The organism is Pseudonocardia sp. T1-2H, assembly GCF_038039215.1.
GTDB lineage: Bacteria > Actinomycetota > Actinomycetes > Mycobacteriales > Pseudonocardiaceae > Pseudonocardia.
Genome location: NZ_JBBPCL010000001.1, coordinates 2,408,426 through 2,423,389 on the forward strand (window position 1 = coordinate 2,408,426; position 14,964 = coordinate 2,423,389).

Annotated in this window: 12 protein-coding genes and 3 pseudogenes; 8 read left to right on the forward strand and 7 right to left on the reverse strand. The window is 74.2% G+C overall.

Translation table 11 applies throughout. From position 1 onward, the window contains the following. Positions 1-53 precede the first annotated feature (53 nt). Positions 54-1,755, reverse strand: a pseudogene (thiC, locus tag WBK50_RS11985) (phosphomethylpyrimidine synthase ThiC). 245 nt (positions 1,756-2,000) lie between these two features. Here thiC and WBK50_RS11990 point away from each other — a divergent pair. The 8 genes from WBK50_RS11990 (at position 2,001) to WBK50_RS12025 (ending at position 9,242) form a co-directional block, all read left to right on the forward strand. Beyond that, a complete protein-coding gene (locus WBK50_RS11990) occupies positions 2,001-2,621 on the forward strand; it encodes an L-threonylcarbamoyladenylate synthase (RefSeq protein ID WP_341335673.1) in 621 nt (206 codons plus the stop codon). Between the two features lie 442 nt (positions 2,622-3,063). Continuing rightward, on the forward strand, positions 3,064-4,179 hold the full coding sequence (locus WBK50_RS11995; protein ID WP_341335674.1) for a histidine phosphotransferase family protein: 1,116 nt from the start codon (positions 3,064-3,066) through the stop codon (positions 4,177-4,179). Positions 4,180-4,262: 83 nt separating this feature from the next. Next, positions 4,263-4,706, forward strand: a complete 444-nt coding sequence (locus WBK50_RS12000; protein ID WP_341335675.1) for a hypothetical protein — start codon at positions 4,263-4,265, stop codon at positions 4,704-4,706. A 176-nt stretch (positions 4,707-4,882) separates the two neighbouring features. Further along, positions 4,883-5,641 (forward strand): LamB/YcsF family protein, encoded by a 759-nt coding sequence (locus WBK50_RS12005; RefSeq protein ID WP_341335676.1) that lies wholly within the window; start codon positions 4,883-4,885, stop codon positions 5,639-5,641. Next, a complete protein-coding gene (locus WBK50_RS12010; protein ID WP_341335677.1) occupies positions 5,638-6,264 on the forward strand; it encodes a 5-oxoprolinase subunit B family protein in 627 nt (208 codons plus the stop codon). Before WBK50_RS12005 ends, WBK50_RS12010 begins: the two co-directional genes overlap by 4 nt. Further along, positions 6,261-7,115, forward strand: coding sequence for a 5-oxoprolinase subunit C family protein (locus WBK50_RS12015; RefSeq protein WP_341335678.1), 855 nt, complete (start codon positions 6,261-6,263; stop codon positions 7,113-7,115). The genes WBK50_RS12010 and WBK50_RS12015 overlap by 4 nt, the downstream gene beginning before the upstream one ends. Before the next feature lie 8 nt (positions 7,116-7,123). Further along, the gene (locus WBK50_RS12020; protein ID WP_341335679.1) at positions 7,124-7,921 is read left to right on the forward strand and encodes a putative hydro-lyase; all 798 of its coding nucleotides are present in this window, start codon (positions 7,124-7,126) and stop codon (positions 7,919-7,921) included. Positions 7,922-8,000: 79 nt separating this feature from the next. Beyond that, positions 8,001-9,242, forward strand: coding sequence for a cytochrome P450 family protein (locus tag WBK50_RS12025; protein ID WP_341335680.1), 1,242 nt, complete (start codon positions 8,001-8,003; stop codon positions 9,240-9,242). 23 nt (positions 9,243-9,265) lie between these two features. On the opposite strand, the gene WBK50_RS12030 is transcribed toward WBK50_RS12025, so the two are convergent. From WBK50_RS12030 to WBK50_RS12055, 6 genes and pseudogenes are all read right to left on the reverse strand, one after another. Next, positions 9,266-10,744 (reverse strand): CoA transferase, encoded by a 1,479-nt coding sequence (locus WBK50_RS12030; RefSeq protein ID WP_341335681.1) that lies wholly within the window; start codon positions 10,742-10,744, stop codon positions 9,266-9,268. Further along, entirely contained in the window at positions 10,741-12,492 is a 1,752-nt protein-coding gene (locus WBK50_RS12035) for an acyclic terpene utilization AtuA family protein (RefSeq protein ID WP_341335682.1), read from the reverse strand. Before WBK50_RS12035 ends, WBK50_RS12030 begins: the two co-directional genes overlap by 4 nt. Positions 12,493-12,652: 160 nt before the next feature. Continuing rightward, positions 12,653-12,892 (reverse strand): hypothetical protein, encoded by a 240-nt coding sequence (locus WBK50_RS12040; RefSeq protein WP_341339365.1) that lies wholly within the window; start codon positions 12,890-12,892, stop codon positions 12,653-12,655. Further along, positions 12,868-13,248, reverse strand: a pseudogene (locus WBK50_RS12045) (hypothetical protein); the annotation flags it as partial. The pseudogene WBK50_RS12045 and the gene WBK50_RS12040, both read right to left, overlap by 25 nt. 258 nt (positions 13,249-13,506) lie before the next feature. Beyond that, positions 13,507-14,459: pseudogene (locus tag WBK50_RS12050) on the reverse strand (RluA family pseudouridine synthase). 182 nt (positions 14,460-14,641) lie between these two features. Continuing rightward, positions 14,642-14,929, reverse strand: coding sequence for a YggT family protein (locus WBK50_RS12055; protein WP_341335683.1), 288 nt, complete (start codon positions 14,927-14,929; stop codon positions 14,642-14,644). Positions 14,930-14,964 lie beyond the last annotated feature (35 nt).

The window sequence follows — 14,964 nt, forward strand, 5'->3', positions numbered from 1 at the left end:
CCTCCGGGAGGTCGCGTCCACCGGCCGTCGTCGACCGGCTCGGGACCGCCACGCTACGGAAGCCTCCCGCCCTCCGCATCGCCCGTGGCCGCTGTGCCGCGCCGCTCTGCCACCGGGGTGAGCGGCAGCTGGACCCGGCCGCCGGCGTCCGCGAACTCCCGGGACTTCGCGTCCATGCCGGCCTCGATGGCCTCGACGCTGGTGAGGCCGTGCTCCTCGGCGTAGTCGCGGACGTCCTGGGTGATCCGCATCGAGCAGAACTTGGGCCCGCACATGGAACAGAAGTGCGCGGTCTTCGCCGGCTCGGCGGGCAGCGTCTCGTCGTGGAACGCCAGCGCGGTGTCCGGGTCGAGGGACAGGTGGAACTGGTCGAGCCAGCGGAACTCGAAGCGCGCCTGGCTCAGCGCGTCGTCTCTGGCCTGGGCGCGGGGGTGCTCCTTGGCCAGGTCCGCGGCGTGTGCGGCGATCTTGTAGGTGATGACGCCGGTCTTGACGTCGTCCCGGTCGGGCAGGCCCAGGTGCTCCTTCGGGGTGACGTAGCAGAGCATGGCGGTGCCGGCCTGCGCGATCGTCGCCGCGCCGATGGCGCTGGTGATGTGGTCGTAGCCGGGCGCGATGTCGGTGGTCAGCGGGCCGAGGGTGTAGAACGGCGCGCCGTCGCACCACTCCTGTTCGAGCCGCACGTTCTCGGGGATCTTGTGCAGCGGGATGTGCCCGGGGCCCTCGACCATGACCTGGACGTCGTGCGCGCGGGCGATCCGGGTGAGCTCGCCCAGCGTCCGGAAGCTCGGAGAGCTGGGCGTCGTCGTTGGCGTCGGCGATCGATCCCGGACGCAGCCCGTCGCCGAGGGAGAACGTCACGTCGTAGCTGCGCAGGATGTCGCAGAGGTCCTCGAAGTGCGTGTAGAGGAACGACTCGCGGTGATGGGCGAGGCACCACGCGGCCATGATCGAGCCGCCGCGCGACACGATGCCGGTGAGGCGCTTGGCGGTGAGCGGGACATAGCGCAGCAGCACGCCCGCGTGCACGGTCATGTAGTCGACGCCCTGTTCGCACTGCTCCACGACGGTGTCGCGGTAGGCCTCCCAGGACAGCTTCGCCGGATCGCCCCCGACCTTCTCCAGGGCCTGGTAGATCGGCACCGTCCCGATCGGGACGGGCGAGTTGCGCAGGAGCCACTCGCGGGTGGCGTGGATGTCCTTGCCGGTCGAGAGGTCCATGACGGTGTCCGCGCCCCACCGGGTGGCCCACACCATCTTGTCCACCTCCTCCTCGATGGAGGAGGTCACGGCCGAGTTCCCGATGTTGGCGTTGATCTTCACCAGGAACCGCCGACCGATGATCATCGGCTCGAGCTCGGGGTGGCACCGGTTGGCCGGGATCACCGCCCGCCCGGCGGCCACCTCGGAACGCACCAGCTCCGCGTCGAGGCCTTCCCGGACGGCGATGTACCGCATCTCCCGGGTGACGCGGCCGGCGCGGGCGTGGGCGAGCTGCGTGCGCGCCCCCGTGGCGGGGTCGGGCTCCGTGGGCCATGTCGCGCGCAGCCGCGGCAGTCCGGAGTGGACGTCGATGGCCACCGCGTCGTCCGTGTAGGGGCCGGAGGTGTCGTAGGCGTCGTGGTGCTCGCCGTTGCCGAGTTCGATCCGGCGCACCGGGACGAGCAGCCCGTCAGGGCCCTCGATGTACTCCTTGTGCGAGCCCCGGATGGGACCCGTGGTGACCTGCGGACGTGCACCGGTCAGTGCAGTCATGGCTGTCCTTCCTACGCCGGAATTACCCGGACAGGTTCTTCGGTCGGCGACGCCCGACCCCCGTCGACCGGGGGTGAAGCCGCCCTCTCAGCCCGCTTGCCGCGAGCTCCCGAGTGATCAAGTTGTGGGGGAACCGTAGCCGTGCCGCACCGGGTCCGCCAGGGTGAACCGTCTCGAGGCCGGAAGCGGCGGGTTCGTGGACGCGGACCCCACGCCGGACGCCCGATTGCTCGTAGGCTCCCGGTATGGCGCGGTACTACGACGTCCACCCCGACGATCCCCAGCGACGCACGATCCGCCAGGTCGTCGACCTCGTGCGGGACGGCGGGCTGATCGCCTACCCGACGGACTCCTGTTTCGCCCTGGGCTGCGCGCTGGGCAACAAGGAGGGCCTCGACCGGATCCGCGCGATCCGCCGGCTCGACGACAAGCACCACTTCACCCTCGTCTGCCGGGACTTCGCGCAGCTCGGCCAGTTCGTCCACGTGGGCAACGCGGTGTTCCGGGCGGTCAAGGCCTCGACGCCCGGCAGCTACACGTTCATCCTGCCCGCGACCAAGGAGGTCCCGCGGCGGCTGCTGCACCCGAAGAAGAAGACGGTCGGCGTGCGGATCCCGGACCACCGGGCCACCCAGGCCCTGCTCGACGAGCTGGGCGAGCCGCTGCTGTCCTCCACCCTGCTGCTCCCGGACGAGGAGGAGCCGTTGACGCAGGGCTGGGACATCAAGGAGCGCCTGGACCACGCCGTCGACGCCGTCCTGGACTCGGGGGACTGCGGGGTCGAGCCCACCACCGTCGTCGACCTGTCGGGGCCGGAGCCGGAGGTCGTCCGCAAGGGCGCCGGGGATCCGTCACGCTTCGAGTAGGAGGAGTCCGGCGTCACCTGATCGGGTGGGAAAGTCGGGTGTGGACCCTGGACGTCCGGGCGGGGGTCGCCTAGATTCCCTCCGGGCGAACCCGCCGCAGCGTCGCGGTCGGGTCGCCTGTCCCCTCCTCTCCCCGCCCTGTTCCGGGGTTCCCGCACGTCCCACCGGTGCTCCGGCTGCGATGGGCGGACGAGTCGATGATCTCCCGGCGTGTCGGCTTGCCAGGCCACCGCCCGACCCCACCGGGGCGACCGGCCACCGCAGACAGGGGCGCGCCGCGCACCGTCCGCCGGTAATCTCGGGCCCCGACAGACTCCGGGCCGCACGCTCCCCACGACGGACCCCGGGCTCGCCGCCGATCGCGCCGGGTCCGATGTGGTGGGCGCCGACGTTCACGCGTCAGCCGCGGCCACGGACGAGCACCGGTCGTTGCGGAGGAAGAGTGGAGCGAGACACCCCGTCCGGCTCCTGGCTGGGCGAGCCGGCCGGCGCGTGGACCGGACGTTCCGCCGACGGCGCCGCTGCCGGGGTGTCCGCCGGGCCGGCCGGCACCACGGACGGCGTGCTGCAGGCTCTGGCCCGGCGGATGTGCGCCCAGGGCGAGCGGGTCCTGATGCTCGCGGAGCGGCTGCGGGCCGGCGAGAACCGCGGCGGGGCGCTCGCGGACCTGGCGGAGGTCGCCTTCGCGGCGCGCCGCACCCTGCGGGACGGGGAGAACCTGCTGGCGCTCAGCGGCGGCCGCCCGGAGCGCCCCGGCCCGGTCGCCGGGGACGTCGGACGTGTGCTGGGCGAGGCCGCGGCGGGCGCCGCGGACCCGTCGCAGGTCTCCGTGGCGCCCGCCCCGGCCGCAGCGTTCGTGCCGGGGGTCGCCGTCACGGCCACGCAGATCGTCACCGAGCTCCTCACCTACGCGGGCAAGACCGTCCCGCCCGGCACTCGCGTCGAGGTCGTCGGCCGTTGGGCCGGGGACGGCGGCGTCACGGTCGAGCTGCAGGCGGAGGGCGCCGGCCTGTCCTGGTACGAGGCCGAGCAGCTGGAACGCGAGCTCGGTGGCACGCCGGCGGAGGCCGTCCCGGCGGAGCGGGTCGGGCTGTTCCTCGCCGCCCGGCTCGCGCAGCACTGCGGCGGGCGGGTCGAGCTGCAGGCCCCTCCGGGCTCGGCGCTGCCGTCCGGGGTCGGGCTCGTCGCGCTGGTGCGCTTCCCGCGCGAGGCGGTCGAGGCGGCGGCCGCGGGCCCCGCCCCCGTCTTCCCGTCGGCGTGGGAGTCCGCGCCGCTGCCCGCGCACGGCCCGTCCGCCCGGCCCGAGCCGGTCCCGGCCGGGGCCGGTGGCCGGCGGCGGGGCTCGTCGGCCGTCGTCCTGGGCACCGCCAGCTCGGCCGAGGAGCTCTTCGGTTCCTTCGATGTCGGCGGCGGTCACGGCGGGGGGACATCGGCGGTACGCCGATCTTCGCCGAGGTCGCCTCGGCCTGGTTCCGCACCGGCGACGAGCCGGAGCCCGCGCCGAACGGCCACACCAACGGGCACGCGAACGGCACGGGCCTCGCGGACTCCTGGCTGACCGGCGAGAACACCGGCGGTACGGGCACCGAGAGCAGCCGGGCGCCGCGGAACTGGGTCAGTGCCGGCGACGAGGGCTGGCGGATGGCCACCGAGCGGGCCGCCCGCGCGGAGGAGGAGCTGCCGCTCACCGCCAGTGGGCTGCCCCAGCGCCGTCCCGGGCGGCAGATGGTGCCGCCGCCGCTGCGAGACCTGCCGAACGCGACCGCCGTCTCCACGGAACGCGAGCCCGAGCAGATCCGGCGCCGGCTGGCGACCTACCAGCGTGGGCTCGAGGCCGGCCGGCACCGCGCGGAGGAGGGCCACGAGGAGCCCGCCTTCGGCGGCGCGACGAACGGCGCGCTGCCTGCGCGCGGTGCGTCCGCCGGCTCCGCCGTTCGCGGGTCCGGTGCGGCGGTCACCGAGACGATGGACGAGGAACGGGAGACAGCCGGGGGCTGGGGATCCGTCCGCGGCGTCGACCAGGACCCGTGGCGCCCCGAACCGTGGCTCGAGCGCGACGACGACCCGTGGAGCCGTCGGGACTGAGGTCCCGTCGGACACCCCCGTCGTCGGCGCGCGGTGCATGCTCGCGTCCTGCATCCCTGCTCTTCTCCGCCCAACCGTGCCTTCAGCGGCGTGACGCCGTGGCGGATCGGGCACTCCCCGCAGAGATGACGGCGGAAGTCTTGCTGGATTGTTGAACAATCCCTAGTCTCGGGCGGGTGGGCACCCTGGACCTCAACAGCGATCTCGGCGAGTCGTTCGGCCGCTGGGACCTCGGCGACGACCAGGCGATGCTCGGGCTGGTGAGCAGCGCGAACGTGGCCTGCGGGTTCCACGCGGGCGACCCCTCGACGCTGCGCCGCACCTGCGCGGGTGCCGCCGCGAACGGCGTGGTCGTGGGTGCGCAGGTGGCCTACGCGGACCTCGCCGGCTTCGGCCGCCGCTTCATCGACGTCCCGCCGTCCGACCTCGCGAACGACGTCGTCTACCAGCTCGGCGCGCTCGAGGCGATGTGCCGGGTGACCGGGACGGCCGTGCGGTACGTCAAGCCGCACGGTGCGCTCTACAACGCGACCGTCCACCACGAGGAGCAGGCGGCGGCGGTCGTCGCGGCGGTGCGGGACTACGACCCGTCGCTGCCGGTGCTGGGCCTGCCGGGCTCGGCGCTGCTCCGCGCCGCGGAGGCGGCCGGGCTGCGGGCGGTGCCGGAGTTCTTCGTCGACCGCGGCTACACGCCGGAGGGCACCCTGGTGTCCCGCCGCGAACCCGGCGCCCTGCTCCACGACGCGGAGGAGGTCACCGCCCGGCTGCTGCGCCTGCTCGACGAGGGCGTGGTCCGGGCCGTCGACGGCTCCGACGTGCCGGTCCGTGCCGAGTCCGCCTGCGTGCACGGGGACTCGCCGGGCGCGGTCGCGATGGCGACCGCGGTGCGGGCCGGGCTCGAGGGCGCGGGCGTCACGCTGCGGTCCTTCGCGTGATCACTCCGGCGCTCCTGCCGTACGGCGACGCAGGCCTGCTGCTGGAGGTCGCGGACACCGCCGAGGTCGTGGTGCTCGCCGACGCCTGCCGCGCCGCGGACCTGCCCGGCGTGCTCGACGTCGTCCCGGCCGCGCGGACCGTCCTGCTCGTCCTGGAGCCGGGCACAGAGCTCGCGTCGGTGCGCCAGGCCGTCGAGAAGCTGGAGGTGCGGGCCGGGGAGGACGCACCGGCGCCGGCGGGCAGCATCGAGATCCCGGTCGTCTACGACGGCCCGGACCTGGCCGAGGTCGCCCGGCTCACCGGGCTGAGCGAGGCCGACGTCGTGGCCGCGCACACCGGTCGGGCGTGGCGCGTGGCGTTCGGCGGGTTCGCCCCCGGGTTCGCCTACCTCACCGGCGGCGACCCGCGGCTCGCCGTCGCCCGGCGGGACGAGGCCCGGACCGTCGTCCCGGCCGGCTCGGTCGGGCTCGCGGGGGAGTTCAGCGGGATCTACCCGCGCTCGTCGCCCGGCGGCTGGCAGCTGATCGGCCGGACGGACGCCGTGCTCTGGGATCTGGATCGGGACCCGCCCGCGCTGCTGGCGCCGGGGGCGGAGGTGCGGTTCACGGTGGCCGGCACGTGAAGGCCCTCGAGATCGTCGAGACCGGTCCCCAGGCCCTGGTCCAGGACCTGGGCCGGCCCGGGCTGGCGGCGTCGGGGGTCGGGCGCTCCGGCGCCGCGGACCGGGCGGCGCTGCGGCTGGGGAACCGGCTCGTCGCGAACCCGGAGGACGCCGCAGGGATCGAGATCCTGCTCGGCGGGTTCGCCGCCCGCGCCACGGCCCTGCTGACCGTCGCCCTCACCGGCGCCGCCGCGCCCGCGATGGTCGACGGCACCCCGGTCGGCCACCACGCGCTGATCCTCCTGCGCCCGGGTCAGGAGCTGCGGCTCGGCCCGCCCCCGGCCGGGCTGCGCACCTACCTCGCCGTGCGCGGCGGCGTCGACGTCGCGCCCGTGCTGGGCTCGCGGAGCACGGACGTCCTGTCCGGACTCGGACCGCCCAAGCCGGAGAAGGGCCACGAGCTGCCGATCGGGCCCGAGCCGCCGACGTTCCCGCTGATCGACGTCGCCCCGGTCGCGCCGCCGCCCGCCGGCCTCGTCACCCTGCGGGTGGTGGCCGGCCCGCGGGACGACCACGCGTCGGACCCCCGCGGTCTCGCCGGGACGATCTGGGCCGCGTCGGCGCGCACGGACCGGGTCGGCATGCGGCTCGAGGGCGCGACGCTCGCCGTCCCGGAAGGCGCGGGGTCCCTGCCGAGCGAGGGCATCACCCGGGGGGCGGTCCAGCTGCCGCCGGGCGGCGAACCCGTCGTCTTCCTCGCGGACCATCCCGTGACCGGCGGCTACCCCGTGATCGCCGTCGTCGCCGACGCGGATGTCGACCGCGCGTCCCAGATCCGCCCCGGCCAGCCCGTCCGATTCCGCTACTCGTGAGGAGCACGATGCATCCGAGCACGCTCACCCCCGCCGAGGCCCGCGCGCGGTTCCGCGACGGTCTCGTGACGCCCACCGCGGGCTGGTGCGACGGCTGGACCCAGGCCAACCTGATCGCCGTCCCCGCCGCCGCGGCCTGGGACTTCCTGCTCTTCGCCCAGCGCAACCCGCAGCCCTGCCCGGTCCTCGACGTGCTGGACGCCGGCGCCGTCTCCGGCCCGCTGCTCGACGGTGACGTCCGCACGGACATCCCGCTCTACCGCGTCTACGTCGACGGCGAGCTCGTCGAGGAGACCCCGGACGTGACGGGGTGGTGGCGTGAGGACATGGTCGCGTTCCTGCTCGGCTGCAGCTTCACCTTCGAGCGGGCCCTGCTGGCCGACGGTGTGCCCGTGCGGCACATCGCCGAGGGCGTCAACGTGCCGATGTACCGGACGAACCGGCGCTGCCGCGCCGCCGGATCGGTCGGCGGCCCGCTCGTCGTGTCCATGCGGCCGATCCCGGCCCGGCTCGTCGACACCGCCGTCGCCGTGACGGCCCGGTACCCGGCGGTGCACGGCGCGCCCGTCCACGTCGGGGACCCGGCGGAGCTGGGGATCGCCGACGTCGAGAAGCCGGACTACGGCGACCCGGTGACGATCGGGGAGGACGAGGTCCCGGTGTTCTGGGCGTGCGGGGTGACCCCGCAGGCCGCGGTCGTCGAGTCCCGGCCGGCGCTGGCCATCGCGCACGCGCCCGGGTACATGCTGATCACGGACGCCGAGGATGCCCGGTACCGCCTCGATCTCCCCGTTCCTCCGGGCTGAGAGGGACTCAGCGCCGACCGGCCTACGGTGAGCAGCGAGCCCGTCGCGGGGAGCGGGCCGGATGCCACGAGGAGCCCGGATGACGAGCACGGTGCCGACCACCAGCGAACCGATCGAACTCGGCGAGGACTTCCTGGCCGATCCGCACGCCCTCTACCGGGTGCTGCGCGACGAGCGTCCGGTCGCCCGCGCGGTGACGCCGCTCGGGCTCCGCGTCTGGCTGGTCACCCGGCACGCGGACGCGCGGGAGGCGCTGAACGACCCGCGGCTCTCCAAGGACGGCGGCCGGTTCATGGAGCTCCTCGACCGGCACTCCGTCGCTCCGGACAGGCGCATGGCGTTCGCGGACTCGCTGGCCGGGCACATGCTCAACAGCGACCCGCCGGACCACACCCGGCTGCGCAAGCTCGTCAACCGGGCCTTCACCGTGCGGGCGATCAGCAGGATGCGGCCGCGGATCGAGGCGATCGCCCACGCCCTCGCGGACGACATGGAGGCGCGCGCCACCGCCGGGGACGGGACCGTCGACCTGCTCGACACCTTCGCGTTCCCGCTGCCGATGACGGTGATCTGCGAGCTGCTCGGGGTGCCGGAGGGCGAGCGGGACGCGTTCCGGCGGTGGTCCAACACCCTGCTCTCCGCCGGGGCCGCGCAGGAGCGCGGCGCCGCCGGCGCGGCGATGGCGGAGTTCCTGGCGCGACTGGTCGCGGACAAGGCGGCGAACCCGGGCGACGACATGCTGTCGGCGATCGTGCAGGCGACCGAGGACGCCGACCGCCTCTCTCCGCGGGAGGCGACGTCGATGGCGTTCCTGCTGCTCGTCGCGGGGCACGAGACGACGGTGAACCTGATCGGCAACGGCGTCCTGGCCCTGCTCACGCACCCGGAGCAGCTCGCCGAGCTGCGCGCGGACCCCGGGCTCACGCCCGCCGCCGTCGAGGAGTTCCTGCGGTTCGACGGCCCGGTGAACCTCGCGACCCTGCGGTACACCACGGAGCCGGTGACGATCGGCGGCACCGGGATCCCGGCGGGCGAGGTCGTCATGGTGGCCCTGACCGCCGCGAACCGGGACGCGGAGCGCTACCCGGAGCCGGACGCGCTGGACCTGCACCGCGACACGGGCCAGCACGTCGCCTTCGGCTACGGGATCCACCACTGCCTCGGAGCCCCGCTGGCGAGGCTGGAGGGGGAGATCGCCTTCCGCACGCTCCTGGACCGCTTCCCCGACCTCGCCCTGGCCGCGGAGCCGGAGACCCTGGCCTGGCGGAGCAGCACGCTCATCCGGGGCCTGACGAGCCTTCCCGTGCGGATCCGGGAGTAGCGGGCAGCCGGGGGTCGCCGCGGCTACAGCCAGGCGGGGCGGCTCGCGCCCCGGGGGACCAGGATGTGCCGGTACCGGCCGGGGGTCTCGCTCATCCGGACCTGGTCCGTCACGCCCTGGTACGCCCCGAGCGGGGTGTCGGCGGTGAACGTCTCCGGGTCCAGGTAGGCGTGCTCCTCGCCCGTCCCGGCCACCGACCTCGCGTAGTCCAGGTCGAAGACGCCCAGCTCCAGGATCCACAGCGCGACCCGGGTCAGCGAGACGTGGACCTTCCAGCTCCCGCCCTCGACGGCTCGGCGCCGCAGCGCGGCGACCACCCCGGCGGTGGTCAGCCAGGACACGATGTAGTCGTTGACGACGAGGATCGGGGAGAGCCGCGGCTCGCCACCGCCGCCTTCGAGGTGCGCCATGCCGGTCAAGGAGCCGGCGGTCTGGTCGAACCCGACCCGGTCCTTCCACGGCCCGCGCTCGCCGTTGAGCGTGTTGGTCGCGTGCACGATCCCGGGCCGCACTGCGGCCGCCTCCTCCGCGGAGAACCCGATCGAGGACAGGTACCCGGGCCGGCGGTTGGCGTAGAAGACGTCCGCCCCGGCCAGCAGCTCGCGCAGCAGCCGTGCGCCCTCGGGCCTGCGCGGGTGCACCGTGGACGAGCGGACGCCGACATTCGCGGTGATGTAGGTGGTGTCGTGCTCGAGCTCGTCGGGCCGCCAGATGTTGAGCGCGTCCGCCCCGTGCAGGGCGAGCGTCCGGCCGACCCCGGCACCCGCGATGACGTGCCCCATTCCGAGCGCACGGATCCCGTCGAGCGGCTGCGCGGCGCCCGGGGGGAGCGGCTCGGGCGCGCTCTCGCCGATCCTCGTGATCTCGATCAGCGGGGTGTGCGCCAGTACGTCGCGGTGCTGCTCGGTGGCCAGGAACTCCTGGGGCGTGCGGATCAGCGGCATGACGATGCCCGCCTCCGCGCCCGCCTGCTCCAGCTCCGCCCCGTCCCACCGCGCGATCGCCGCGGCCACCGCCGCCGGGTCGTCGGGCACGTTCAGCAGCTTCTGGGCCGCGACCTTGAGCTTGGGATAGCCGTTCAGCGGCATCACCCAACGACCGTCCGCCGTCGGATGGAAGACGAAGCCGAACGCCGGCGTCGGGTTCGACGGCGAGCTCGCCGGATAGCCGTTGAGCAGCTCCCAGCGCCGGTCGTAGAACGGGCAGAGCCGGTGCGGCGCGACGCGCACGTCCGTCGTGACGTCCTGCCCGGGCCCGCCGCGCATCCGGTGCAGCGCCGCGACGGCGACGGACTTCGCCACCAGCGCCAGCGCCGCCGCGCCGCCGAGACGCAGCGGGCTCGGGACGACGGGGTCCGCGCCGGCGAAGGTGATCCGTCCGCCGGCGTCGGACGAGGTCAGCCCGATCCCGGCCAGCAGCTCGTCGAGAGCGGCGTGGATGTCGAAGGCGTCGTCCGTCGCGGGCGTCTCGACCGTCGCCGCGATCCGCTCCGTCAGGCTCACGCGAGCAGCTCCGCGGGTACGGTCACGTACTTCGCCCGCACGTACTCGCACACGGACTTGCCGATCTGGTCTACCCGCAGGTTCGACGAGCCGCCCGTCCCGAGCAGGCCCTTGAGCACCACGTGGACGGCCCGCAGGTGCGGGAACTCGTGCCGGACGATCTCGCAGCCCTTCGCCTCCGGGATCAGCGCGCGGATCCCCTCGGTGGACAGCGTCGTGCGCAGCCACTCCCAGGCCGCCGGGTCCGGCACCCAGATCCCGACGTTCGAGTTCCCGCCCTTGTCCCCGCTGCGGGCGTAGGCGAGCGTGCCCAGCGGGACCCGCTTCCCCGGGCTCGACGCGGGGGCGGGCGGCTCGGGCTGCACGGGTTGCGGCTCGATCGCGGACGACGACGGGACCGGCGCCTCCAGGACCGTCCCGTCCTCCAGTACGGCCCGGTGCGGCACGAGCTCCGAGGGCAGCAGGGCCGGCCAGTAGTCGATCCGAGGCCAGGGCTCGCTCACCCGCTGCGCGTGGCCGTCGTGGAAGAAGCCGGGGAATCCCTGCAGGTAGAGGCTGCCCACCGCAGCGGGGAACCGGCGCAACGGCTCCGGGTCCCGGGCGGTGGCCATGACCCGGATCGGGACGGTCGCCTCCGCCTGCGACGCGGGGTCCTCCGCCGCGACGCCGAGCGCCGTCACGTCCAGCTCGTCGACGTGGCCGTCGAGCTGCGCCCGGAGCTGGTCCCGCAGCAGCGCCACCTTCTGGGTGACGTTCGGGGCGGTGCAGAACAGCATCTGCGAGATCTCGTAGCCGATGGGCGCGAACACCGCGACCTTGGCCGTCGGCGGGGGAGCCGAGCCCCTCACCGGAGCGATCGCGACCCGGTCCTTCCCGACCTGGCTGAGCTGCACCGTGTCCAGGTGCACCGTCGCGTCCGGGTTCAGGTAGCGCGGGCCCTGGATCTCGTAGACGAGCTGGGCGGTCACGGTGTCGACGGTGACCATGCCGCCGTCGCGGGCGTGCTTGGTGATCACGCTGCTGCCGTCCTCGGCGATCTCCGCGATCGGGAAACCGCACTTCAGCATGCCCGGCACGGTGAGGAAACCGGAGAAGTTGCCGCCGGTGGCGTGGGCACCGCACTCGATGATGTGGCCCGCGGTGACGGCGCCGGCGAGCGCGTCGAAGTCGTCCGGGGTCCAGCCGTGCCACCACGCGGCGGGACCGGCGGTGAGCGAGGCGTCGGTGACCCGCCCGGTGACGACGATGTCCACGCCGGCCTTGAGGGCCTCGGCGATCCCGTACCCGCCGAGGTAGGCGTTGGCGGCGATCGGGTCGACGCCCCAGTCCTTGAGCGGGGCGCCGGTGTCGAGGTGCTCCATGCCGTGGCCCTCCGCGTGGAAGGTCGCGAGCTCGTCGAGGACGTTGTCGCCCTCGACGTGCGCGACCGTCAGCGGCACGCCGGCGTCGGCGATCACGGCGCGCAGCGCCTCGGCCAGCCCGGCCGGGTTGAAGCCACCGGCGTTGCTGACGACCTTGATCCCGCGCTCCGAGATCGTGGCCAGGTGCGGTGTCAGCTGGTCCAGGAAGTACGCGACGTAGCCGCCGCCCGAGTTCCGGCGGTGGCCCACGGCGAGGGCGGCGAGGGTGACCTCGGCCAGGTAGTCGCCCATCAGGACGTCCACGGGGTCGCCCGCCAGCGCCTCGTCGATGGCGGTGTACCTGTCGCCGAGGTACCCGGAAAAGTTGCCGATCCGCACCGCACGCATGCCTCGACCGTAGGCCCTTAACGGACGATCGAAAAGCGCGCCGGTGTCGGGCCCGTCTGGCCTGGCGCGGCATCAAGGTCCGAATCGCGCCGCGAGGGATCGCCTCCGGCGCTCGTGCGCGGTTGTCGTCGCCCGGGCGACGACAACCGCGCACAGGCCGCTAGCCGGCAGCCGGCTTGCCGTTCACGCCGATCGCCTGCCAGGTACCGCCGACGCCCTCGCCCTTGACATCGCCCGGTGCGTCCTTCGCGAACCGGTAGAGCGGCCACCCCCCAGGGTGAGCTGCTGGGTGCCGTCCGGCCGCCCGACGGTGCCGACCAGGTTCGACGGGATGCCCTGCACCGCCGGGAACCCGTCGACGAGGACGGGTGGCCAGTTCGTCGCGCAGGCGCCGGTGCACGTCGACGCCGACGGGTTCGTGGTGTCCTTCGCGAAGCGGTAGAGGGTGAAGCCGTCGCTGGTCGCGACCGTGCCGACGGACGTGATCGCGGCGCCGAGCCCGCCCGTGGGGATGACGGTGGTGCCGCCGGTGCCCGTCGCGGCGCTGCCGCCCGCCGGGAGCGCGTCCTTCGCGTCGACGTAGCCGCTGGTGCCGCACGCACTCGCCAGGAACAGCGCCCCGGCGGCGAAGCCGGTGCAGAGCAGCCGGGCGGAACGGGGGCCGCGACGGATGCTCGGGCGCTTGTCGCCGGGGGCGGGCCGGAGCGCGCGGGCCCGGTCCGAATGATCGTCCGGACGGTCGTTCGTGCTGGTCATCGAGTCGTCCTTCTCGCGGGGAGCGATCCTCGACCGCGCTGGGGAACACGGTGAGAGGGGTGGAGAAATCGGGGCCCGCGCCGTGCGGCGGGGGGCGTTCGCTCGCCGCGGGCCCCGCACCGCAGAACATTAGGAAGGCCGGGTCCGGGGCGTTGCGAAGCTGAGGGCCCTGCACGGTGCGTGACCGTCTGGACGCGACGAGCGGCGGCCCCTGCGTCCTGATGCCGCAGGTCCTGCTCCGAATGCCGCGCGGCTCTTTCAGGATCGCGCGGACGTGCCCTCCGGGGCGTCCGTTCGACCGTCCGGCTCCCACGCCTGCAGCCGTAACCGGCTCTCGAACCGCCGGGGCTCACCGCTCACCGGGTCCGTGAACTCCAGTGTGCGGGCGAGCAACTGCAGCGGACCGGAGTAGTCGTCGAGCGGGGTGTCCAGCAGCTCCGGGTAGAGGTCGTCGCCGACGATCGGGATGCCCAGCGAGCACAGGTGCAGCCGCAGCTGGTGGGTGCGGCCGGTGAGCGGGCGCAGCCGGTAGCGGCCGAGGCCACCGGCGTGGTCGACGAGCTCGACGTGGGTCTCCGCGTTGACCTCACCCGGCACCTCCTGCGCCCGGATGACGCCGCGCTCCTTGACGATCCGGCTGCGCACGGTGCGGGGCAGCGTGAGATCCGGCCGGTACGGCGCGACGGCCTCGTAGGTCTTACGCACGAGCCGGTCCCGGAAGAGCGTCTGGTAGCGGCCGCGCAGCTCCGGGGTGATGACGAACAGCACCAGCCCGGCCGTCACCCGGTCCAGCCGGTGCGCGGGGCTCAGCGTGGGCAGCCCGAGGTCGCGCCGCAGCCGCACCAGCGCCGTCTCCACGACGTGCTTTCCGCGGGGGATCGTGGCGAGGAAGTGCGGCTTGTCCACGACGAGCAGGTGTTCGTCGCGGTGCACGATCCCGATCTCGAACGGCACCGGCGCCTCGACGGGCAGGTCCCGGTGGAACCAGACGAAGGACCGCGGGACGAACGGCGCGTCGACGGCGAGCGGCCCGGTGAGGTCGACGATGCGTTCCTCGCGCAGCATCTCGTCGATCCGGGCGGGATCCACCCGGGGCAGCCGCTCGACGAGGTGCTCGCGCATGGTGCGCCACGGGCCGTCGTCGGGGGTCCGCAGCCGGACCGGGTCCAGCCCGTGCCGCTGCGGCAGGGGGAGCGGAGCTTGCGCCTCATCGGCGTCCAGCCTACGGGCTCCCGGCGAACGGCCGGCACGGTGCTCGAGGCGGTGTCACCGCTGGTCGGGCGGGTCCGGGGCCCGCGGCCCCAGGGTCCACGACCGTGCAGCAGGAGCCGCGTCACGGAGCCACAACGGGGTTCCTGGGCCCTTGCGAGCGCGTTGTGGAGCCACAGTGCGGTCAGAACGGGATCAGCGGCACCACGACGGTGCGGAGCAGGATCACCGCGACGAACACGGCGACGAACGCCAGGTCGATCGCGACGGACCCGAACCGCACCGGCTTGAGCACCCGCCGGACCGGCTCGATGACCGGCTCGGTGATGCCGTGGGTGATCCGCCGCGCCTGGTAGAGGGCGCTGCCGCCACCGCCGGGGGACAGCACGCCGATCCAGTCGACGACCACCCGGGCCAGGAGCACGAGTTGGAACAGGACCAGGACCAGCCCGACCACACTTGCCACGATCACGGCGCTCACCTCTTCCGCTCGCTCCCGATTCGTCT

Coding starts and splice junctions, on each gene's coding strand:
- WBK50_RS11990 (WP_341335673.1), top strand. CDS start 2,001: ATGGCGCGGTACTACGACGTCCACCCCGACGATCCCCAGCGACGCACG.
- WBK50_RS12000 (WP_341335675.1), top strand. CDS start 4,263: ATGGCCACCGAGCGGGCCGCCCGCGCGGAGGAGGAGCTGCCGCTCACC.
- WBK50_RS12020 (WP_341335679.1), top strand. CDS start 7,124: ATGCATCCGAGCACGCTCACCCCCGCCGAGGCCCGCGCGCGGTTCCGC.
- WBK50_RS12025 (WP_341335680.1), top strand. CDS start 8,001: ATGACGAGCACGGTGCCGACCACCAGCGAACCGATCGAACTCGGCGAG.
- WBK50_RS12035 (WP_341335682.1), bottom strand. CDS start 12,492: ATGCGTGCGGTGCGGATCGGCAACTTTTCCGGGTACCTCGGCGACAGG.